Genomic DNA, 21,962 nt, shown 5'->3' with positions numbered 1-21,962 from the left:
ATCAAAAGTCACCTCCACTCTAAAATATCCTGAAGCCGGATGGATCACTTTACTGCCATTCAAATCGTAGTATTCAATACCTGATAGAGCTCCATAGTGATGGACATTATAATTGATTTGGTGCACCCCAAAATTGTCATTTACAGGCTGCCCTTCAGAATCAAAATAAAGCTGCTGATAGTCCTTGATAAGACCAAGTTGTTCATCAATCCAATCCATTTTAAATACACATTGAGCATAACCATAATCCATATCTTTGTAAGATCTTCTATTAGCTAAATTTTCCTCTTTATCGTAGAATCTCCAGGCCGTTTCATTACCATATTCATCAAAATCAAAAATGACATTTGCAAAGCCAGCCGAATCCTGCATTGTCAGCTGATTGCTATCATTTACATTACCAATGCTGTAGAGATGCCCTTTTTCGTCTATGGTAATAAGTGCAGCACTGAATGGAAAATATTCGGTAAGTGTTTTAGAGGTATTAAGGCTATCAAATTGATATTGAACGAAACTTGTGTCAGAAATATATTTTACCTGATATTCATATATTCCTAACCCGTTTGAAATTCTTGTGTCAAGGGTATCATAAAGGCGAAGTGATTTTTTTCTCCCAAGATCATCTAATTCAAATGCTTCCTTATGAATACCAGATCCCATATAATAGTGCCTCCACATATCCATCTTTTCACCCTTGGTGCTAAAATATGTTCTTTGCAGTTGATCTGGCTGATAATTGTATTTCACTTTGTGCGAATAAAAATAGGAGTCGTCACTTGGGTGCTTACCTTTAAAAAATGACATCTCACTTACCCTTCCCTGATCATCATATATAACTTTATAATGACTAACAGAATCAAGCTGTTGCGATGTAATTTCTCCTCTTGGCTGGTAATCAAGAAATGGTGAAATAATTCCGGTAAGCTTGGTAAAATATCGTATCGTGTTGTTGGATTCTGATGTTCTTTCCTTTTCTACTTTGCATGAAAGTAATAACAACGTGAGTCCAACAGTAAAAATCAATTTTATTTTCATTAAAACTTGTTTAGTTGATGGCGTTATATGTTTACACCAAGGATACGAAGGCACTCAAACATTGATTCATATTTTTAAAAACAATAAGTCCGAAAAATTTGTATGGACATTTTAGCATGATAATCGGAAGAAAATAATCAAAAGTCGACCTACTTTGCTTCACAAATCAAATGGCTATGAGAACAATTATTAACCAAAACCTTAATGGACGTACTGTCATATTACTGGTAGTTATGACTCAGATTATTTACATCCTTATGCTGAAAGTCACCATACCTATGGTAGAAAATTATGCTGAGGGAATGGCCATCTTGGATATGATACCTTTTGGCTATGGTTATGATTACACTATCAATCTACTTCAAAACCTGGGTGATAACGGACGATATTTATACCGCTCAGTACAGCTGCCTTTTGACATGGCTTACCCATTATTTTTTGCGATCAGTTATGGTATGCTCATATCTTACCTCTTAAAGCAGCTGGGTTATTATTCTCATTTCAGTTACCTTCCATTTATACCAGTGACGGCTGGACTCTTCGATTATTAAGAGAACATTTCAATATTTAAAATATTAAATGAGTATCCAGAAGTATCAGAAGTAGAAGTTACAGTGAGTAATTCAATGACCATTGTGAAAAGTACCTTAACAATGATCAACATAATTTTGATTTTAGCGCTTTTTTTGATCTTCACCTATCAGAAATGGGTAGTAAAACCTAGAATTTAGGCGGGTTGCATTTTGGCCTCCACCCCATTGTGAAGTTTTAAATACTCTTTTGGTGTAGCTCCCTTAATTTCTTTAAATGCTTTATAGAAAGTTGACTTTGTCTTGAAGCCTGCCTCATTTGCAACTCCAAGCATATTAAAATGATTATACTGCTCTGAATTAACCATTTCTAAAAATTCATCAATCCTATATTCATTTATCAATCTGGTAAATGAACTGTTCATACTGTTATTTATCGTGTAAGACAGTTTAAACCTCTCTATTCCGGTAAGTTCAGCTAATTTTCCTAATGAAAAATCAACTTCTAAATAAGGTTTAGTAGCAGTCAGCACCTTAATAATCTCCTGAGATACGTTGGCAAGCTCCTGCTGATCATAACTCACATTTTTATAGGTATCTGTGTCTTTTCCAACTATCTGAAAAAACATCTGATTTTTGGCGATTATGATATAAGAAAACAAAAATATCAAACCGGACATTCCCAGATAAACAAACTCAAGTCTAAATGGCAAAGTTATATTCACAACATTCCATTGCGGTAAAAGAAAAAGCATCCAGGCAATATTGCTTGCCACCATAGCAACCTGAAACAGATAGAAAGTTGCAATTCCGGTCTTTTGAAAGGCCTGCTCGTTCTTCCAGTATTTAATCAATTGCCAACTTTTCCAAAGCACAATAAAATTGACAATTATCGATGTTAAATCTAATGCTACTAAATCTGCGATATCCTTAGATCTGAGCTTATTGAGCAGTTCGTCATTACTTAATGGATAATAGCTTACCATCAATAAAAGAAAAAGTAATGCAGGTATGAAAAAGGCCAAATTCTTGAGTGCCTTAACCTTCTTATGATCGGTAATTGAAAGTACATATAGATAATATGTCGGGCAATACAGATAAATAAGCACATAGGCCGTCAAAAACTGCTTTGGAAACTGCACAAAATATTCATTCTGAGATACAATGAGCAAATAAGAGGAAACAATTAAAATCAGTGCAGAAAACAGATAGTTACTATGTTTTTTCAGAAGATTATTGCTCCTAAACAATGCCAGTGAAAGCACAAAACCCTGAATAGCTCCAATAAGTAATACTTGTTTCATATTAACTGTTCAAAACGGACATGTGATCTTAAAGTTGCTATTCGCAAAACGAAAAAATTATATCCCCTTATAACCCGGCCCTTTCACAAATCTCCCTGCATTAGCTCCTGTGTGTTCTCCATTCTTAAGCACTGAAGTACCATTAACCCAAACATGAACAATGCCTTCAGCATATTGATGCGGCTTTTCAAAGGTTGCTTTGTCGTTAACCTTTTCAGGGTCAAAAACCACAACATCTGCATAATACCCGGGTTTAAGCATACCTCTTTTTTCTAACTTGAGATTTTGTGCAGGTAATGAGGAGAGCTTTCTTATACCTTCTTCTAGTGTAATCACTTTTTCATCACGTGCATATTTACCCAATACCCTTATAAAAGAGCCATAAGCTCTTGGGTGAGTGCTTGATTTAATAAATACGCCTTCATTGGTATAGGAGCCTGCATCAGAACAAAAGCTAACCCATGGCACTGCTACCTTTTTCGCAATATTCTCTTCAGACATAGAAAAGTAAACCACCTGAATCCTGCTATCATCTTCTACAATAAGATCTATCATTGCTTCAGCAGAAGTTTTGCCCAATTGCTCGGCCACTTCATCTAATCTCATTCCAGTGTATTTTCTAAGTTCTTCATTCTTAAATCCAACCAACATAATTGATGAAGGCGGATTTGTGAATTCAATTTCTGACAGTATTCTTTCTCTTAAAGTGGAATCGGCAAGCCTTTTAATTGTAGCTTCTACTCCTTCTTCTCGCACCCAATCCGGCAATTGAACGTGAAGACCAGTTGAGGAAGCAGGATACGTGTATATGTCCGCGGTAACCGCCAGTCCTTCCTTTCTAGCATCTTCAATAAGCATAATAGCCGTATCAAGTTTATTCCAGTAATCTTGTCCAGATGCCTTTAAATGGTAAACCTCAGCAGAAATATTGGCCTCTCTCGAGATTGTAATCAGCTCATTAATGGCCTCAAGCAATTCAGAACCTTCACTGCGAATGTGAGAAATGTACATTCCATTATATTCAGAAGCTACTTTTGCTAGCTCAATAAGTTCAGGCGTATCAGCATATCCGCTTGGCGCATATAATAATGAAGATGAAATACCCACAGCCCCTTCTTCCATTGCCTGCTTTACCAACCCTTTCATTTCTTCAAGCTCCTCTGGAGTAGCTTTTCTATTTTCATTACCAACAGCATATTTTCTAAGTGTTCCATTACCTACAAAAGAAGCTACATTCGTGGAAATACCCTTTTCTTCAAGATATTGCAAATACTCTCCAAGTGTTGTCCATTTCACTTCATATTTAATATCACCTTGATCGGTACTCATATCAAGCTTCATACTATCGGTAAGTGGGCCCATAGAACTTCCCTCACCAAGTACTTCCAATGTCACTCCTTGTCTCATATCTCCTTGTGAACGGCCATCCTCTAATAATGCGGTATTAGCCCAGCTCAACATGTTAATGAATCCAGGTGCCACAGCTAATCCATTAAGGTCTATAGTTTCTACAGCCGTAAACTCACTTAAATCACCTATGGCAGCTACAGTATCCGCTTTAATGGCGACATCTGCTTGATAAGGTTTGTCTCCTGATCCATCGTATATTAAGCCATTCTTTAAAATAGTGTCATAATCTGGTTGCCCACAACTGACAAGTGCCAATAAAATAGTAAGGGATAGTAAAAGATGCTTCATTGTTAGGTTGATTGATTCGAAAGATCAATCTAATAATATTAAACCTAATTAGCGATTGAATGTATTGCTAATAGACAAATACAATTGCAAACCCTCTTATGCCTTATGTAAATGGCAAATACAGAATTCAAGCGCACGCGAATACTATTTAGGAATATTATTCAAACATATTAACAAGACCACTTTCGATTGCAAAGGCAGCTAAATGAGCAGGTGAAGTGATCTTTGATTTTTTAAGCAAATTTTTTCGGTGAGAATTTATTGTATGAATGCTCAGGTGCAATTGATCTGCAATTTGTTTAGTAGTAAACCCGTTAACAATTAGCTCTAAAACTTCCAATTCGCGAGAAGACAAATCAAATTTAGACGCAGCACTTTTCTTTAATGAAGTATGCTGCTTATCCATCACAATGTCAAGAACGTTATTACAATAAAAACGCTTTCCCTCGGCTACATTACTGAGAGCCAGCTCTATTTCTTCCTGACTACAATTCTTAGTAATAACTCCTTTGATATCTGATTTAAGTAGCCGCTGAATCACCTCTGTATTTTCGGAATTGGTAACTACTAGTGTAGGGATTTTTATAGTATCAACAATCCTTAATATCTCATTTATTTGATCTTGATGATCATCAGAATATTCAGTAATAAGGATTTCAAAAGAAGTGCTGTTAATTTCAGAAACTACCTCATGAGGATAGTTTAATGTTTTAGTTATTACCAATCCCTTCATACTTCCTACTACAGCCGAAATAGATATTCTGGTCAAATACTGGCTGTCAACTAAAACAATTCTCTTATCCATAGCAACTATTTAGAATGCATCTAAATAAACTCAAATATAAAATCAAACCTATTAGCAAACCAGATTATTTAGAATTAATCCAAATAAATTAAATCAATGGTATTATGTATTTTCAATAAGCATATATCGATATTGATGCCTACCATCGTGATAAATAATATCTTTAGTTTAGATTTGAGTTAGCGAAGTCATTTTGAACTATGGAATACCCTATAATATTAGAAACAGAAGAAGAAAGACTAGAATGCAGCAATGCCTGCGATAAGATTGAGGACTTTCTGAAGAGAGAAGGTGAAAATTTGAAATATGGGAACTTCAAAACCTTTATGAATATTATCAACTACAGTTCAAAAACAGTTGAAGCAGCTACCTATCAGGAAGTTTATAAGGAACTGGCAAGGGTTGGTCTTTGTCTGAATATTAATCTTGAAGGGTCGGCCAAGTATGACATAACCTTCAAAATGGCTGAAGAAATGTGGATTATTATGCATGTTAAATACATGACCGAATACATCAGAGATAAGAAAGAGTCAGCCTTGTTAGATTATGTAGCCAGTTGGCTCAAAATTATTTGTGAGCAGCAGTCAATGAACTTCGGAGATTTTGAAAAGTATATTTAACTAACTGTTTTAAGCTCTACCACAAAAGTGGCACCCACTGAAGCATCACGCTCATACCAAACTTTACCATCTATAAGCTCAATATAGCGCTTAACTAATGATAGTCCAAGACCTGTAGAACTCTCACCGGCAGTTGGTCTTGCGCTTAATCTGGAAAACTTCTTAAAAAGCATCTCCTCTTCCTCTGGTTCAATGCCTGGACCTTCATCTGTTATACTAACACGAAGTGTGTCATGTTCATTTTCCAGCTTAACAGTCACGATTTTATTAGTCTCTGAAAACTTGATAGCATTAGAAATCAAGTTTTCTAATATCAAAGTGAGGTAGGTCTCTTCAGCCAGTACAACATCATTAGTCGTATTATCCTCTACCTTGATTTTAATGCTTTTCAGTTGAGCAGCCTCGGTAAGTATGTCAAGCACCTGATGTAACACCGCATTCAACTTTATATTCGATAATTTTACTGATCTTAATTCCTGCTCAGAAGCATCCATTTCCAAGACCCTGTTAACAAGATGCTGTGCTTTTGCTGAAGATTGCACAATCATCTCAGTACATTCCTTTACGCGAACTGCATCATCCTCAATTTCAAGTAACTGAGCTAGTCCAGTAATATTTTTTAGAGGATTTCTTAAATCATGCGCCAGTATCCTAATAATATAATCCTTCTCTTCGATGAGCTTTTCTAATGTTTTCGATTGTGAGGCAATAGTTTCCTTTTGAGATAAAAGTTGCGCGTTACTTTCTTCAAGTTCGTTTAGTGCTTTGGACTGAGTATACTCAAATACAAATGAGATAAACAGAATGATGAGTAGCAATCCTGGGACAATAGTGACATACCAGAGCGTGCGATCCTCTAAGTTATATTCTACTGGCAGTTCCATACCTTGTAAGGCTAAAACAGCATACCAAATCATGAAACCAAAAGATACTAGTCCCCAAAAAATACCAGCGTTTTTATTAACAACCAGCAGCGCCAATACTGGAATACTTATTATCCATGGGTATATGGCCGACCATACTCCTCCTGAATAGTAGGTTAAAACAAGTATTGCAAACGCACCAATGCTAACATATAAATTACCAAGCCAGGTAATAGGAAGCTTAGTTCTGGCTAGTAGCGGAATTAGTAGAAAGCCTACTACATTGAAGATCATGAGATAAACTCCCTTATCATACTGAAAGTAAACACTTAACCAGATATAAGAATTTGAAAATAAACTGGTAAGCAAACATGCCCTTACATAAAGCCTTGCCCTTCTTAATTCTTTGGAGTCACTATGCCGATGTGGACTTATGAAAAAATCCACAATACTTCCAATATTCATATAGTTATGAAAGAAATCAATTGAGTACTAAAGATCCAAAATATGGAATCAAACCACCTGCGAATGTACTATTTATTAACATAAATGTAATTGAAATATTGAATTCTAATTCAATTAGACACCCCCCAGTTTGGGCAGTCAGAATGTTAATAAAATCCATTCGCCATCGTTTGCGACCACTCTTCTAAAATAAAGCCGAAAACACAACTAGAGGCATCCCGAACCCCGTTTGATAGAGTAGGTCAAACAAAATAAAAACAACAATGAAAAAAACAACATTAGCCGTAGCTATGATGCTGGTGGTAGCCACCGCATTTGCTACAGAAGGAGTAAAAGACAAAGATGCCAGCAAAAAAGTAGGCATTATTAACAACGATCCAGAGCACATTAAACTAGTCTATCTGGACGAAGAACAAGGTCAGGTCAAGGTTTCTCTTAAGAATGAATCTGGTGAAGTAATTCACAAAACAACAATCAAAAATAAAGAAGGGTTTGCTCAGCCTTATGATATGGAACAATTGCCAGGAGGTGATTATACCTTTGATGTAACCAATCCTGACGGAACAACTGTTAGCGAAACTGTTACAATTGTTAAGCCCTCAAATGAGCCCAATTTTGCCGCAAATATCCTTAATGTAAATGATGGCAAGAAATTTAGACTTGCTGTTGTAAACAGAGATGAAAGAGCTTTGCCAACAACCATTAAAGTTTATGGTCAAAATGGTAATGTCATTCATGAAGAAAAGGTAAATGACTTATATGGATTTAGAAAAATCTATGATCTTTCTTCTGTAGAAGCCAATCAATTCACTTTCGAGATTAAAAATGCTTCGGGTACCAGATATCTGAATGCCTACTAATATTTTTTTTGTTTAGGTTAAATAGTTTTGCCATCTCAATTAATATTGGGATGGCATTTTTTATTAACTAGGCTTCCTTTTTTTTAGATGATCCTAATATGAATTGTATCAGGCAGCTAATGAATACTACTAACAAGCAACCAAACGCATTGTACCATAAAAAACCCATCGTAAACAACCCTGCCGCACCTTCTACATTGAGATAGTGAGTGTAAATTATTAGGCCTTGACTAATTAGGGCGGCTATAAAAACAGCATTTCCTTTTACGTATTTAACAAAAAAGGCCACTATAAAAATACCAAGTACAATTGGGTAAAATAGTGAACCAATCAGGTTAACAGCCTGAATGAGATTCTCGAACAAAGATAAATAGGAAGCGAAAATAATAGCTAATATGCCCCACGCTAAGGTGAACAACTTAGAAGATTTCGTGTAATGTGCGTCAGAGCCTTTTTGGTTTAATTTCCGTTTATAAAAGTCAATTGTAGTCGTAGAACCAAGAGCATTAAGTTCTGATGAAGTTGAAGACATGGCTGCAGAGAAAATCACGGCAAACAATAGTCCGATTATGCCCACCGGCAGATTATTCATGACAAAATTCATAAAGATATAATCCTTATCGTTGGTCTCAGCGTCTGGTAGTGCTGTTGCTATCACCGCTTTGGCCTTTGATCTTAATTCTTCAGATTTCAATTGCAATTCATTCAATGAGTTTGCTTTAATGTCTATTTGGTTCTCATCCCCCTCATGTATGGCACTAACAAACTCATCTACCACCAATCGCTTATCATCAAATGACTGCTGATACTGGCTTTCAATCTTTTCAAATTCAGCAGCTTTTTCGGAGGTAGCCATTTCAGTTCTGATTGTATCATTAAAGAAAACCGGAGGCTGATTAAACTGATAGAAAACAAACACCATGGCTCCTATAAACAAGATGACGAACTGCATTGGCACCTTTAACAACCCATTCATCATAAGCCCTAACCTACTCTCAGACAACGACTTACCTGATAAATATCTTTGCACCTGCGATTGATCTGTTCCAAAATAAGATAGGAAAAGAAACACTGCACCAGTAATACCAGACCAGAAATTGTAGCGATCAGAAAGGTCAAATTCAAAATTGACAACATTCAACTTACCCATTTTACCAGCAACATGTAGCGCGTCTACAAACCCCACATTATCTGGAAGTGAATATATCACAAGCAGTCCAGCAACAATCATTCCTCCCATCATCACAGCCATTTGCTGCTTTTGCGTTTGAGAAACAGCCTTAGTACCACCAGAAACTGTATAAATGATAACTAATATTCCAATGATAGTAGTTGTATAGCCCAATCTCCAGCCAAGTAGTGAAGACAGTATGATAGCCGGTGCATAAATTGTAATTCCAGCCGCTAACCCACGCTGAACCAAAAATATAAATGCCGCAAGAAGCCTTGTTTTGACATCAAACCTGGTTTCAAGATACTCATAAGCTGTATAGACTTTTAGCTTATAATAGATAGGTAGAAAAAATACAGAAATGATTATCATGGCCAATGGCAGACCAAAGTAGAACTGTATAAACCGCATACCATCGGTGTACGCTTGTCCTGGTGTTGATAAAAAAGTAATGGCACTGGCCTGTGTTGCCATTATAGATAGCCCTATTGTCCACCATTTAGAGTCATTACCGCCTCTAATGTAGCTATCCATGCTGTTAGAACCTTTAGACTTCCATACGCCATAGGATACAATAAAAATGAGGGTACCAAATAGTACAATCCAATCAATACTACTCATGAAAACTGAAGGGTAAATAGATAAAACAATAGAATGAAAAATGCCAGATTAGCCATTAACAGCCAATAGATATTTTTCCACTTATTTAAAAAAGGGGGCTTTTCGTCCATGGGTTATTGAGAATTGGATACTTTTTTATCTGAAGGTTGTTCTTTCTTACCCGCAGATACCAAGTTAACAAACAACCTGAATGCTCCGGGAACCCCAGCTGGCAGCTCTCTAAAGAAAGAATAGCCGGTGTAAATATATTTTCCTTTACCATAGTCAGCTACAAGTAGCCCGCCATCCTTAGCGTCCTCGCCTTCATCATAACTTGATAGTAGTGGTGTATATTTTTCATCCCATTCATTCGGAAAGTACAAGCCACGCTCCTGCACCCAGCCATCAAAATCCGCTTCAGTTATTTTGTTTGGATAGTTAAGCAATGGGTTTTTAGGGTCTAGTATTTTAACCTTGGCATCTTCTTCTGTTACACGGTCACGCGAAAGTTTGAGAGGAAATGGCGCGAATTCTTCGGTTTTGAGTCTGTGACTAGTATTGTATTGAATTACAAGAGTTCCTCCTTCAGAAACATAATTCAATATATGAGTCATATAAAACTTAACTCTATCATTGGTGTTCAAGGCCCTTACTCCCAATACTACTGCATCTACCTTTGTAAGATTCTCAGGAGTGATTTCCTCATCCTTCATTTCCCAAACGTCATAACCAATTTCTCTTAAGCTTGCAGGAATAGCATCACCCGCACCTTGAATATAACCAATTACATTTCCCTCTTTCTTAATATCAATTTTGGCCACTTTAGATGCTGCTCTTGGCATAAGCACTTGTGTTGGTATATGATCATAAGCAATGGTCTGAATACTGTTATCATAAGTTTTACCAGCTACCGAAATGCTGGCACTTATCTCACCCGTACTTTGACCTTCAGGAGCTATAACATCAAAAGAAAGTACTGCCTCTTGATCTTTTAGTGCCATTTCAAATTTTTGATTTTCTGGCTGTACTTTCCAGCCCTTAGGAACATTTAAATTTGCAGTTCCAGAAATGTTAGATTTACTGGCTTTAACAGTAATATTAACCTTCTTAGATGCAGCATTGCTGAATATATATACTGGTTCTTCAATGTTTACAAAAGCCGGAGGCGTAATAATAAATGGTCGGTATTGCTCCCCTTCTACAGGATCATTCCACTTATATACCACAGGTGATTCTAGCATTATTTTATGACCAAGCACTTCTACTGCATATGAAACTTCTATAGCCGCAGCATTTTCAGGAGTTCCGCGCAATGCTCTATCTTCAACTTTATAGGTACCCAATGTACCTTCTTCTCTTAACCAATATGGCATTGAGTAATTCCAGCTTTTAGGTATATTAACTGTTGTACTAAATTCAAATTTGGCATTATTAGAAAGAGCAACATTAGCAGTAGTATCCTTTAAGTGATCTATAGCCACAGCTTCAAGCTTTACTTGGATATTAGAACGGTTAACCACCTCAACAGATAGTTTAGCAGCATCTCCAGGACTCACATTATAATCTTCAGAGCTGGTTTCTACATATAATCCCAGCACTGACTTTATAATATCATCAACCTCATTCAATTTTTGAGACTGCCAATGCTTATCCTTCAAAAGAAGAATTTCATCCCTCACCTCTAGCAATTGCTGTAAACTTTCTGAGGGGGTTTGAGGGTTATAATCAGCAATAATTTCATCAATCATTTTACCTATTTTCTCACCGCCTTTTACGCGCTTCCATGATGTATCAACGCCTTCAAAAATATTAAACTCAGCTTTGTCTCCTTTCACAGGCTCTAAAAACTCCAAAGACTCTCCTCTTTGTCCTGTAGATCCAAAACCTTGTGATTTGTGCTGTGAACGGCTCAAAGCGGCCATTTCAGTATATGAAGTACCTAACAATGGATTATAAGCTCCTGCATCAATTACAAATACTCCTGGTGTTTCCTTATTAATATCAGGGCTCCACCATCTGCCGGTATTCATAAATAGTCGTTTTACCTGCCATGGTTCCACAAACTCTAGCTGATCAGCATATGCATTTTTATCTGCCGCCATATCAAAGGCCTCTGCCGCAAATATTGCTGATGTTGTATGATGGCCGTGTCCTGCTCTTTCGTCAGGCGGAAATCTGGTTATGATAACATCTGGCTTAAAGTTTCTATATACCCAAACTACATCTGAAAGCACCTGATCTCTATTCCATATTTTTTGTGTTTCTTCGGTAGATTTAGAATAACCAAAATCATTGGCGCGAGTAAAGAACTGCTTACCCCCATCTATTCTTCTAGCGGCTAATAATTCTTGAGTTCTAATCACTCCTAGGCCTTCTCTTATTTCAGGCCCTATAAGGTTTTGACCTCCATCACCTCTTGTCATTGATAAATAGGCAGTATTGGCCAATGTCTCATTACTTAAATAAGCTATTAAGCGTGTATTTTCATCATCAGGATGAGCGGCAACATATAAAACTGTACCTAAGAAGTTCAGTTTTTTAATCTTCAGAAGTATCTCTGCCGAATTTGGATTATGTGGTTTTTGAGCAAAATTGGAATGTGAAAAAATCAGCCCTAAAGAGAGCAGCAGTATAAATTTTCTCATGTAGTATAACGTGTATTGATTACCGCTGTAAGTTACGCAGGCATTAGCTAAAGGTTCATACTTTGGGCCAACTATATCGTTTGTTTCTTTATGAACGGCAAAAAAATCCCGCTCTCGGTATTACCAAGAACGGGACTCAAAACTAAACAACAACACAACTATTTTATCTGAACGCTACAGTTTCACAGAAATCTGTATGCGCATGAGGGTCTAAGTGATCGAAAACCGAATAAAATAAGATTAGCTCGCCTCCATCAAGATATCCGTCACCTTCAATATGATAACCATCAATATCTTGCTCTGGAATAAAAATATCGTTGCCATGTACCTCTGCAAGCACTTCAATATCTAACCCGTAGAAATTGCGAATGAATACAACATTATTATTTCTGGAAGATTTTACCACTCTTATAGTGTAGTAAGTATAAACACGAGCAGTCTTACTATATTCTTCAGCATCAAAATAACCTGTAAACCTATCTCTGCTGTCATCAATTATGATAACCGGAACTGGGTCTTCAACTACAGTAATCTCACATGCTGAAATTGCAATGGCTAAAAGCGGAAGTAGTAATAACTGTTTCATGATTTAGTACTTTAAGTTTCCTAAACCAGATTAAACAATTATGAGGCCAAAAAATATATACTTACATTATACAACTGAATATCAGAGGTTTATCAAATTTTACCCATCAACTTTTCATTGATAAACATATCGCCATTAACGCTGAATTCAATAACAATTTTTGAAAGCGGGTCTTTATCCTTATTGTAAATTATAACCGAAAACTGATGAGCATGCACACGATCTTTGATATCATCAGAGAAGCCCATGTCTATTATAAAATCATCATTACCCTTAATTTTTCTATTCAGCTTAATGTCGCTTTTATTGGTATGAACCTTATACCTGAATTGATCTTCAGAGGTATTCTTTAAGATAATTCTCATCTTTACATAAGGGAGGTTCTCTGTTGAGTTATTTAATTCCCGTTCAGAATAGGCTACATCTTTTACATTAGAGGGTTTGGTCTTAAAATTATAATCCAACTCAAAATCAAAATCATCAGAACTTAAGTAAGGAACGTTTTCCCCTTGAGCATTTAAATAGCCTGGGATTACAATTAGCAATAGTAGTAGATTCTTCATCATTTGTTAAAAATACTTAACTAAGAACAGAATATCGATACTAATCAATTAAACCTTTCTGGCTTTTGAAATTTGTCATTAAGCAGATCTAGATACTCCTTATGACTTTTAACGTACTTTACCACAAAAGGACAATATACCACAATTTGATAACCTTTCATTCGAGCATAGTCTAATCCAAATTTAGCCAAAGCCGTTGCCACACCCTGCCTTTCAAGCTCTTTGGGTACTCCAGTATGCATGTAAAAAATAGTGTTCTCCCTTATTCTATACTGCAGCTCAGCCTTATGGCCATTAATTATTGTTTCAAACTGACCATTGGTTTTATTATTTACAATTTGCATGCCTTATGAACTCGTAACTTTATCAAATGGTTAGTGCTTTTATAATATCTTTGAATATAATATATTTTCAATCATGGATAAATCTGAACTTAACAATCACCTATTAAAGTATGGTTTTGAACCAGCTTTAGTACAGGAAATATATGATAATGGTAGATCAAAAAAGGTTGTTGCCGGTGAGGTTATTGTTAAACCTGGTCAAAACAACAATTATGTGCCACTGGTACTTGATGGTGTACTAAAAGTAACCCGTCATGATGATGATGGCAGCGAAATATTCCTTTATTATCTGGAAGGTGGAGATACGTGTGCCATGTCCATAAGTTGTTGTTTAGATAACTCCAAAAGTCAGATCAGTGCTTCTGCAGAAGAAGATTCTACCATTTGGATGATTCCCATTGAATATCTTGACAGCTGGATAGCAAAATACCAGTCCTTTAGAAGGTTCATATTTAATTCCTATAGAGAGCGATTTGACGAAATGCTTTTGGCCATAGATAGCATGGCATTTATGAAGATGGACGAGAGACTTTATAAATACTTGCTTGACAAAAAGCAGTCTTCAGGTTCATTCGAAATCAAAAAGACGCATGAGCAAATAGCTAAAGAACTCAACACATCACGAGTTGTAATTTCGCGACTGTTAAAGCAATTGGAAAACGAAGAAAAGATTGAGCAGAGCAGGAATAAAATTGAAATTCTCTAGTAGGTAACTTTTGTTACATTGAAACAAAACGTAAGGCCTATATTTGTTACATAAATTTTAATACTATGAAAATAGATCAGATATATACAGGTTGTTTAGCGCAGGGAGCATATTATATAGAGAGTAATGGAGAAGTTGCCATTATAGATCCGCTTCGTGAAACAGATGTTTACATAAAGAGAGCTTCAGATCAAAAAGCTAAAATTAAATACATTTTCGAAACGCATTTCCATGCTGACTTTGTCTCGGGGCATGTTGATTTGGCTGAAAAGACTGGTGCCGAAATTGTTTATGGCCCGGGAGCTAAAACTTCCTATGACATACATGAAGCCAAGGATGATGAAATTTTTGAATTGGGCGATGTTAAAATTAAAGTACTTCACACCCCAGGTCACACACCTGAAAGTTCTTGCTATTTACTAATAGATGAGAATGGTAAAGAGCATGCCCTCTTTAGCGGTGATACATTATTTATTGGAGATGTTGGTAGACCAGATTTAGCGATTAAATCAGATTTAACACAAGAAGATTTGGCCGGAATGCTTTATGAAAGCCTCAGAAATAAAGTAATGACGTTACCAGATGACGTTATTGTTTACCCAGCACACGGTGCGGGTTCTGCTTGTGGCAAAAATATGAGCAAAGAAACTCATGACCTTCTAGGTAATCAAAAAAAGGTCAATTATGCGCTTAGAGCTGACATGACCAAAGATGAGTTTGTAAAAGAAGTTACCACCGGAATACTACCTCCCCCTCAATATTTCGCTAAGAATGCGATGCTGAATAAAACTGGGGTTGAAAGTCTTGACACCATTCTTGAAAAAGGCAAAGTTCCTTTGTCAGTTGAAGACTTTGAGGCTTATGCTAATCATGAAGGTGCTTTAGTGCTTGACACCAGAAAACCTCAGGATTTTGCTAAAGGTCATATTCCTAACTCCATTTTTATTGGTATTGATGGTAGCTTTGCCCCTTGGGTAGGTGCTCTAATTCCTGATCTACAACAGCCAATCATATTTATTGCTGATGAAGGACGTGAAGAAGAGGTTGTTATCCGACTTTCAAGAGTAGGTTATGACAATACGCTAGGCTATTTAAAAGGTGGTTTTGAAACTTGGGTCAATGCTGGCAAAGAAACAGATACTGTAACATCGATAAGTGCTACAAAATTTGCTGAGGATTACTCAGCATCTGATATTCATGTGATGGACGTTCGTAAACCATCTGAATATGAAGCCGAGCACGTTGAAAATGCCGAGAACATACCTTTAGACTTTGTAAGTGAGCGCATGGAAGATGTTGATAAAAACAAAGAATACTATATCCACTGTGCTGGAGGTTACAGGTCAATGATTATGGCTTCAATATTAAAATCGCGTGGCTTCCATAAACTAATTGATGTAGCCGGAGGTTTTAAAGCTATCGAAGAAACAGATATACCGAAAACGGCATTTGTCTGCCCTTCTACACTCAAATAATAATTAAATACATTGGAAAAATTCTTTAGTTATTTTCTACAACCATGGCCATGGTATGTAGCAGGTCCTGCTATTGCCTTAATCATGGGCTTGCTGCTGTGGTTGGGCAGGTCATTTGGACTCAGCTCTAATTTCAGAACAATCTGCGCCATTGGCGGTGGGGCTAAGTACAGTGACTTCTTTAAATTCAATTGGCGTGATCAGATTTGGAACCTGGTTTTTCTAACTGGCAGTATTGCTGGTGGATTTATTACCAATCAATGGCTAAAGGTGGACCATACCATAGATATAAGCGAGTCTACAAAAGCAGACCTCACCGCTATAGGTGTTCAAAACCCAGGGGCAGAAATGATTCCTACAGAAATGTTTAGCGCTGAAGCACTATTTACATGGCAAGGATTTATTATGATAATCTTAGGAGGTTTTTTAGTTGGCTTTGGCACCAGGTATGCCGGGGGCTGTACTTCTGGCCACGCAATTAGTGGCTTAAGTAACCTCCAAATCCCTTCATTAATTGCTGTAATAGGCTTTTTTATTGGTGGACTGATCACCACACATTTCATTATTCCTTTTTTGTTTTAACTATGGGCAAGTACATAAAATTTTTCGGATTAGGAATTCTGTTTGGCATTGTTCTCACCAAAGCTGAAGTTATATCATGGTACAGAATATACGAAATGTTCCGATTTCAGTCATTTCATATGTATGGTGTTATTGGTAGTGCCGTCCTTATTGGCATCATAATCATTCAATTGATCAAACGCTTTAATATTAAATCCTTTTCAGGTCACACTATTATGATTGTACCCAAAGAAAGAGTTTGGAAAAGGTATATTATTGGCGGAACCATATTTGGCTTAGGGTGGGCACTTACAGGTGCATGCCCCGGTCCTATGTTTATATTAGTTGGTAACGGTTTTCTTATGATGTTGGCAGTAATTGTCTCAGCTGCAGCCGGCACATTTACTTACGGCTTACTAAAGAATAAACTTCCGCACTAAGTAACAATTGTTACTAAAGGGTAGTTTGATGGCATTTATGTTTGTGCAAAAATTAATACATGACCGTAGTTGAAATTTTAGGATATATAGGTGCAGTAGCCATTGGTGTTTCGCTTGGACTTATTGGAGGTGGAGGGTCAATTTTAACGGTGCCTGTCTTGGTATATCTTCTTGGTGTAAGTCCCGTGCTGGCAACTGCATATTCGCTATTTATAGTTGGTTTTAGCTCGCTTGTTGGAGGCATAAAATATGCACGCCAAGGTCTGGTGAATTTCAAAACAGGACTTGTGTTTGCTGTTCCTGCATTCCTTTCTGTTTACCTTACCAGAAGGTATTTGATGCCCTGGTTACCAGATGTTTGGTTTACAACAGAAGTTTTTACACTTACCAAAAACACAGGCATACTGTTGCTCTTCGCCATACTAATGGTGGCCGCTTCAATCTCAATGATCAAGAAATCCAAAACGGAAGAAGTTGAAGTAAAAACAGATGGTACCGAATTTAATTTTATACTGATATTGATTGAAGGCGCGGTGGTTGGCATGCTTACCGGACTAGTAGGTGCTGGCGGAGGCTTCCTTATCATACCAGCACTAGTACTCTTTGCTAAGCTACCTATGAAAATGGCCATAGGAACTTCACTCCTCATCATTGCTGCTAAATCACTCTTAGGTTTTATTGGTGATATTCAGGCAGGAGAAAATATAGACTGGGCTTTTCTTTTAACCATTTCTGCACTTGCAGGAACTGGTATATTTATAGGCATGGCTTTTAGCAAAAAAGTGGATGGAGCACAGCTTAAGAAAGGGTTTGGTTGGTTTGTATTGATCATGGGAGTTTTTATGATTATTAAAGAAACTCTTCTTAAATAAATGTTTTAACTGATAATCAATCGCTTATATTTTTCAGAAACCTCTATTTTAGTTAATATTCATTTGGTAAATTAAGCTTTTGAATTGTACTGGATGCAACCATTTTTTACGCGACTATTTTTTATTCTTCTCCTGCTCTCTACATCTATAAGTTGGGCACAACCAGATTCCTGGGAGACCGCAAGGAAGAACAAAGCGGCTACAATTGATTTGTACTGGTATGTATCCTCTCCTTTCATTTTTCAGAACACTGACAATACTCTAACTGGTATTGAATATGAGTTAATGGAGGGTTTTGCACAGTTTGTGAACGACAAATATGATGTAAAACTTACGCTAAACTGGATTGAAGGCGATGGCTTTAAGGGAACTTATGAAAGAATAAAAAAGAGCCAGCAGAGTGGAGATTTTGGAATTTCTGCATTTTCAATCACAGACCAACGGAAGCAAGACGTGCTATTCTCCAAGTCTTACATGATGGATGTTGCGGTCTTGGTTTCGAGTAATGAAATACCGGTGATACAAAGTGAAGAGGAATTTAAAAAAGTCTTTGAAGGGCTCACTGCAGTTTCCGTTCGAGGCACCACCTACGAAAAAGGGTTAAATGACTTGCAACAGCAGTTGGGAATTAGCTTTCATATTAATAATATACCCAGTGATCAAACTGTGCTTGACGGTCTTCTTTCTGGTGTTGGCAATTTCGCTTATATCGATTTGCCGCTGTACCTTATTGGCCTTAAAGACAACCCCACATCTCCTATAATAAGACAAAACCTGTACCCTATGAAAGGACAGGGATATGGTATGATTATGCCCAAAAATAGTGACTGGAAAGCCATTATTGACGAATACCTAAACAGTGCCTATTTTGAAAGCATACAGTCTGATATTATAGAGAGATACCTTGAAAACGACATCTATGAACTTATAAAAAGTATATCTTCTGACAGTAATGTTAATGCCGATGAGCTGATCATTCTTTTGAATAAGGAGAAGGAAATTCAAAACAAACTATTGCTCGAAAGGGCGCTTGAATTACAGGAGAACAACATTATTCAGTATGTGCTAATTGTATCAATTATTGGGGCACTGCTTGGACTTATCATTTTTTACAGGCTATACAAAGGCAAAGAAGCGGCAGTTTCTAATTTACAATCGCATAAAGAGAAAGTGGAGCTGCAGCAAAACAAGATTGAACAGGCTAATGCCGAGCTGCTAACCCTCAATGAAGAAAAAAACAACCTTATTCGTGTGTTAGCGCATGACTTAAGATCCCCTATCAATCAGGTAGCAGGTTTGGCAGAAATACTGCTCATGGACAAGGCAAAGCTCTCAAAAGAGCAGATCGAAATCATTCAGCAGGTTATCAATTCTTCTAACAGGCTGCGCGAAATGATCAGCAAGATTTTGGATGTTGACGCCATTGAATCAAGAGAGTTAAATGTTAAGCTTAACCCCATCCATCTCAATAAAATTTTTGCTGAACTGCATGGTGAATATGACACTATTGCAGAAAACAAGCATATAAAGCTCAATTTTAAAATTGATGAGGAATTGAGCATCATGGGTGATGAAGTGTTTGTTAACCAAATACTTGATAATCTAATTTCAAATGCCATTAAGTTCTCCAATGCCAACTCTACGGTGGTACTAAAAGCCATAGACGTTGGAGATAAAGTCGAAATTCAGGTAGCTGATAAAGGGCCTGGCTTTACACCTGAAGATCAAAAGAAGATGTTTAAGAAGTATCAGCGGCTAAGTGCTCAACCCACGGGTGGTGAGCAGTCTACAGGGCTGGGACTGAGCATTGTCAAAATGTTTACCGAATTGATGGGTGGAACCATCTCCTTTGACTCAAAAGTAGGTATGGGCACTACATTTAAACTGCAGTTTAACAAAAGCTAATGCAAGGAAAATTATCATCACTGTATATTCCAATACTCTTATGTCTTACGCTGGGATTAGCGCCTTTTACTCCAGAGCCGCATTTAGTGGGTAAGCTGAGATGGGTGCTTGGTGGTGCCAATGGCATGCAAGCCATGGACTATTTTGATCTGGCATTTCATGGTTTTCCGTGGGTATTTTTGATTATCAGAATCGCTGGGCTAAGGAAAAAAGCTAATTAAGCTTAGGGATATTTAATTAATAGAAAAGGTTCTTGCTTTTCATGCTGTTGGCTACAGGCGAGAAATAGATTTTGCACGGTGAAGTTCAAATGTGCTCTTAAGGAATGTTAGAGGACGTTTTTTCTTCGCATATTATGTCGATATTGAAGTTCATGTCAAACCCGTTACGTCTAAGTGTTACTGTCATTGAATTTGATTTTTTTATAAGAGAATCTCCCGCTTGGGCATTCTCATATATTTTATTCCAATAATTATTTAAACCGTATACGCTAGATGTTGAATCATCTTGCATTACCCAAAAAGAAGGTGTCGCATGATTCGCTTTGTCAATAAATTTACCAGTAATAAATTTATTAATTTGACTATTCATGGTATGTCGTTTCAGTCCGCAATTGTCATCATTGACAGATGGCATTGTGATGCCTATTGAAATTGGAACTAGAATTATGGTTAATATGTAAAGGGTTAGAATTAACGAGTAAACAACCTTGTTCTCTTTCTCTTTTATAAGATTAACATATTCAAAGAAAAAGCCTCCGAATAATATATTTACTGGTTTGTCATTGCGGATGAGCAAGAATATTATAGTCAATGTCAAGGTTATGACTGATGCAAAAGCCCCGAATAAAATTAATATAGAGTATTCTTCATTAGTCATTACATGTCCTCTAACGCCCCTGTAAGGCGAGTATTTTCACTTTAGTTCAAGGTTTAAAACTAGCACGATTTGGGTTTAGAACCTAGTTCCGCCACAAGCAGCTTGAAACACACCGTCATTACAAGTAGTCCACAAGTTAAGAGATGAAAGTGGCTATGAAATGCCAACCCAAAACGTGCGGCCAAGCCGCATCAAAGCATTTAAGGACTTCGCTATGTGAAGTCCAAATGCGCTCTTATAGCATGTTGTAATCCGTTTTTAAAAGTGAAGTATTACAGTGTCTGTTCTTGTGGTTGTTAGATCGGTTTTATCAACTACATCTGTATATTCCGCTATACCAGTAACTTGCTTTCCTTTTAATTCAGATTGACTTAATTTATAAAAGACAGCAGAATATTTTTCGTTAATCTCAATCTCTTCATTATTTATTTCTGTTCCCGATATTGTTAGGTAAAATTTCCTATGAAGGTCATAATATCTAGCAAAGTAAGGCTCACGTACAAGATAAAAATGAATTACTATAGAATCACTCTGATTTGCATGCTTGGTATACTCTATAAGGTCTCCTTTAGAGTTTGTTGGGTCCCCAAGAGAATCGTAGTTTCTCTGATACACTAATTCACCATTAGGATTACTGTTATAATACCACTTATACATTGGCATTTCCATTCTCATGGTGTCAGTCTTAGTTGCAAAATAATATACTATTAAGGTGTCGTAATAACTTCCGTGTTCTCCAAAGCTCAGAGACCCTAGATTAAAATTTATTTCTGTCTTTGGTAAACCTGATTTGTATTGTTCCAAAAGTGTCGAGTCAAGTGTACCGTTAGTCCTTTTAAAAGTAATCCAAGTCTCACCTGATTCATAAGGAATATTGAAGGTTGAATCTAAAATGTTCGGATGATAGTGTTTAGCTTCATCAATAACTTTCAGAATTTCTTTTGCAAAAACTATTGAATCAGTATCCGAATCATTATTCTTTTCTTGACAAGAAAATGAAACTATAACTAGGAATAAGTGTAAGTATTTGAATTT

At 36.8% G+C, this 21,962-nt stretch carries 22 protein-coding genes; 10 read left to right on the top strand and 12 right to left on the bottom strand.

The genetic code is table 11. The features are described from left to right. The coding region (locus tag E1140_RS10065; RefSeq protein ID WP_155182654.1) for a hypothetical protein at positions 1-1,035 on the bottom strand (1,035 nt) is incomplete at its 3' end. A gap of 176 nt (positions 1,036-1,211) precedes the next feature. Here E1140_RS10065 and E1140_RS10060 point away from each other — a divergent pair. Then, positions 1,212-1,586: a hypothetical protein gene (locus tag E1140_RS10060; RefSeq protein ID WP_155182651.1), complete on the top strand. Its 375-nt coding sequence runs from the start codon at positions 1,212-1,214 to the stop codon at positions 1,584-1,586. A 176-nt stretch (positions 1,587-1,762) separates the two neighbouring features. On the opposite strand, the gene E1140_RS10055 is transcribed toward E1140_RS10060, so the two are convergent. From E1140_RS10055 to E1140_RS10045, 3 genes are all read right to left on the bottom strand, one after another. After that, positions 1,763-2,869: a helix-turn-helix domain-containing protein gene (locus tag E1140_RS10055; RefSeq protein ID WP_155182648.1), complete on the bottom strand. Its 1,107-nt coding sequence runs from the start codon at positions 2,867-2,869 to the stop codon at positions 1,763-1,765. A gap of 57 nt (positions 2,870-2,926) precedes the next feature. Then, positions 2,927-4,567, bottom strand: a complete 1,641-nt coding sequence (locus E1140_RS10050) for an N-acyl-D-amino-acid deacylase family protein (RefSeq protein ID WP_155182645.1) — start codon at positions 4,565-4,567, stop codon at positions 2,927-2,929. A gap of 157 nt (positions 4,568-4,724) precedes the next feature. Then, a complete protein-coding gene (locus E1140_RS10045) occupies positions 4,725-5,372 on the bottom strand; it encodes a response regulator transcription factor (RefSeq protein ID WP_155182642.1) in 648 nt (215 codons plus the stop codon). Between the two features lie 200 nt (positions 5,373-5,572). Between E1140_RS10045 and E1140_RS10040 the strand changes: the two genes are divergently transcribed. Continuing rightward, positions 5,573-5,992, top strand: coding sequence for a hypothetical protein (locus E1140_RS10040; RefSeq protein WP_155182640.1), 420 nt, complete (start codon positions 5,573-5,575; stop codon positions 5,990-5,992). On the opposite strand, the gene E1140_RS10035 is transcribed toward E1140_RS10040, so the two are convergent. Further along, positions 5,989-7,320, bottom strand: coding sequence for a sensor histidine kinase (locus tag E1140_RS10035; protein WP_155182637.1), 1,332 nt, complete (start codon positions 7,318-7,320; stop codon positions 5,989-5,991). The genes E1140_RS10040 and E1140_RS10035 overlap by 4 nt on opposite strands. Positions 7,321-7,583: 263 nt before the next feature. On the opposite strand from E1140_RS10035, the gene E1140_RS10030 reads away from it, so the two are divergent. Next, positions 7,584-8,180 carry a hypothetical protein gene (locus E1140_RS10030; protein WP_155182635.1) on the top strand — a complete coding sequence of 199 codons (597 nt, stop codon included), beginning with the start codon at positions 7,584-7,586 and terminating at the stop codon, positions 8,178-8,180. Positions 8,181-8,247: 67 nt separating this feature from the next. On the opposite strand, the gene E1140_RS10025 is transcribed toward E1140_RS10030, so the two are convergent. The 5 genes from E1140_RS10025 to E1140_RS10005 all read right to left on the bottom strand — a co-directional run bounded on the left by E1140_RS10025 (position 8,248) and on the right by E1140_RS10005 (position 14,089). After that, positions 8,248-9,972, bottom strand: coding sequence for a sodium:solute symporter family protein (locus E1140_RS10025; protein ID WP_155182632.1), 1,725 nt, complete (start codon positions 9,970-9,972; stop codon positions 8,248-8,250). 113 nt (positions 9,973-10,085) lie between these two features. Further along, the gene (locus E1140_RS10020; RefSeq protein WP_185153518.1) at positions 10,086-12,596 is read right to left on the bottom strand and encodes a PIG-L family deacetylase; all 2,511 of its coding nucleotides are present in this window, start codon (positions 12,594-12,596) and stop codon (positions 10,086-10,088) included. A gap of 163 nt (positions 12,597-12,759) precedes the next feature. Further along, on the bottom strand, positions 12,760-13,182 hold the full coding sequence (locus tag E1140_RS10015) for a hypothetical protein (RefSeq protein WP_155182629.1): 423 nt from the start codon (positions 13,180-13,182) through the stop codon (positions 12,760-12,762). Positions 13,183-13,274: 92 nt separating this feature from the next. Beyond that, positions 13,275-13,745: a hypothetical protein gene (locus E1140_RS10010; RefSeq protein WP_221412675.1), complete on the bottom strand. Its 471-nt coding sequence runs from the start codon at positions 13,743-13,745 to the stop codon at positions 13,275-13,277. A gap of 44 nt (positions 13,746-13,789) precedes the next feature. Continuing rightward, positions 13,790-14,089 carry a GNAT family N-acetyltransferase gene (locus tag E1140_RS10005; protein ID WP_155182624.1) on the bottom strand — a complete coding sequence of 100 codons (300 nt, stop codon included), beginning with the start codon at positions 14,087-14,089 and terminating at the stop codon, positions 13,790-13,792. A 73-nt stretch (positions 14,090-14,162) separates the two neighbouring features. Between E1140_RS10005 and E1140_RS10000 the strand changes: the two genes are divergently transcribed. The 7 genes from E1140_RS10000 to E1140_RS09970 all read left to right on the top strand — a co-directional run bounded on the left by E1140_RS10000 (position 14,163) and on the right by E1140_RS09970 (position 20,269). Further along, positions 14,163-14,795 carry a Crp/Fnr family transcriptional regulator gene (locus E1140_RS10000; protein ID WP_155182621.1) on the top strand — a complete coding sequence of 211 codons (633 nt, stop codon included), beginning with the start codon at positions 14,163-14,165 and terminating at the stop codon, positions 14,793-14,795. Positions 14,796-14,860: 65 nt separating this feature from the next. After that, positions 14,861-16,270: an MBL fold metallo-hydrolase gene (locus tag E1140_RS09995; RefSeq protein ID WP_155182618.1), complete on the top strand. Its 1,410-nt coding sequence runs from the start codon at positions 14,861-14,863 to the stop codon at positions 16,268-16,270. A gap of 12 nt (positions 16,271-16,282) precedes the next feature. Further along, positions 16,283-16,852, top strand: coding sequence for a YeeE/YedE family protein (locus E1140_RS09990; protein ID WP_246202790.1), 570 nt, complete (start codon positions 16,283-16,285; stop codon positions 16,850-16,852). Positions 16,853-16,854: 2 nt separating this feature from the next. Next, positions 16,855-17,271, top strand: a complete 417-nt coding sequence (locus tag E1140_RS09985) for a DUF6691 family protein (protein ID WP_155182616.1) — start codon at positions 16,855-16,857, stop codon at positions 17,269-17,271. A gap of 59 nt (positions 17,272-17,330) precedes the next feature. Then, on the top strand, positions 17,331-18,143 hold the full coding sequence (locus E1140_RS09980) for a sulfite exporter TauE/SafE family protein (RefSeq protein ID WP_155182614.1): 813 nt from the start codon (positions 17,331-17,333) through the stop codon (positions 18,141-18,143). Between the two features lie 93 nt (positions 18,144-18,236). Then, positions 18,237-20,048, top strand: a complete 1,812-nt coding sequence (locus E1140_RS09975) for an ATP-binding protein (RefSeq protein ID WP_155182611.1) — start codon at positions 18,237-18,239, stop codon at positions 20,046-20,048. Continuing rightward, a complete protein-coding gene (locus tag E1140_RS09970) occupies positions 20,048-20,269 on the top strand; it encodes a hypothetical protein (RefSeq protein WP_155182608.1) in 222 nt (73 codons plus the stop codon). The genes E1140_RS09975 and E1140_RS09970 overlap by 1 nt, the downstream gene beginning before the upstream one ends. A 97-nt stretch (positions 20,270-20,366) precedes the next feature. On the opposite strand, the gene E1140_RS09965 is transcribed toward E1140_RS09970, so the two are convergent. After that, positions 20,367-20,927 carry a hypothetical protein gene (locus E1140_RS09965; RefSeq protein ID WP_155182605.1) on the bottom strand — a complete coding sequence of 187 codons (561 nt, stop codon included), beginning with the start codon at positions 20,925-20,927 and terminating at the stop codon, positions 20,367-20,369. A gap of 258 nt (positions 20,928-21,185) precedes the next feature. Next, a partial coding sequence (locus E1140_RS21465) for a hypothetical protein (protein WP_185153517.1) occupies positions 21,186-21,962 on the bottom strand: 777 nt, incomplete at its 5' end.

The sequence above is a fragment of the Fulvivirga lutimaris genome (assembly GCF_009711525.1).
GTDB classification, from domain to species: Bacteria; Bacteroidota; Bacteroidia; order Cytophagales; family Cyclobacteriaceae; genus Fulvivirga; species Fulvivirga lutimaris.
Note: the sequence above shows the minus strand (reverse complement) of the source record. Positions and strands in the feature narration are given on the sequence as shown.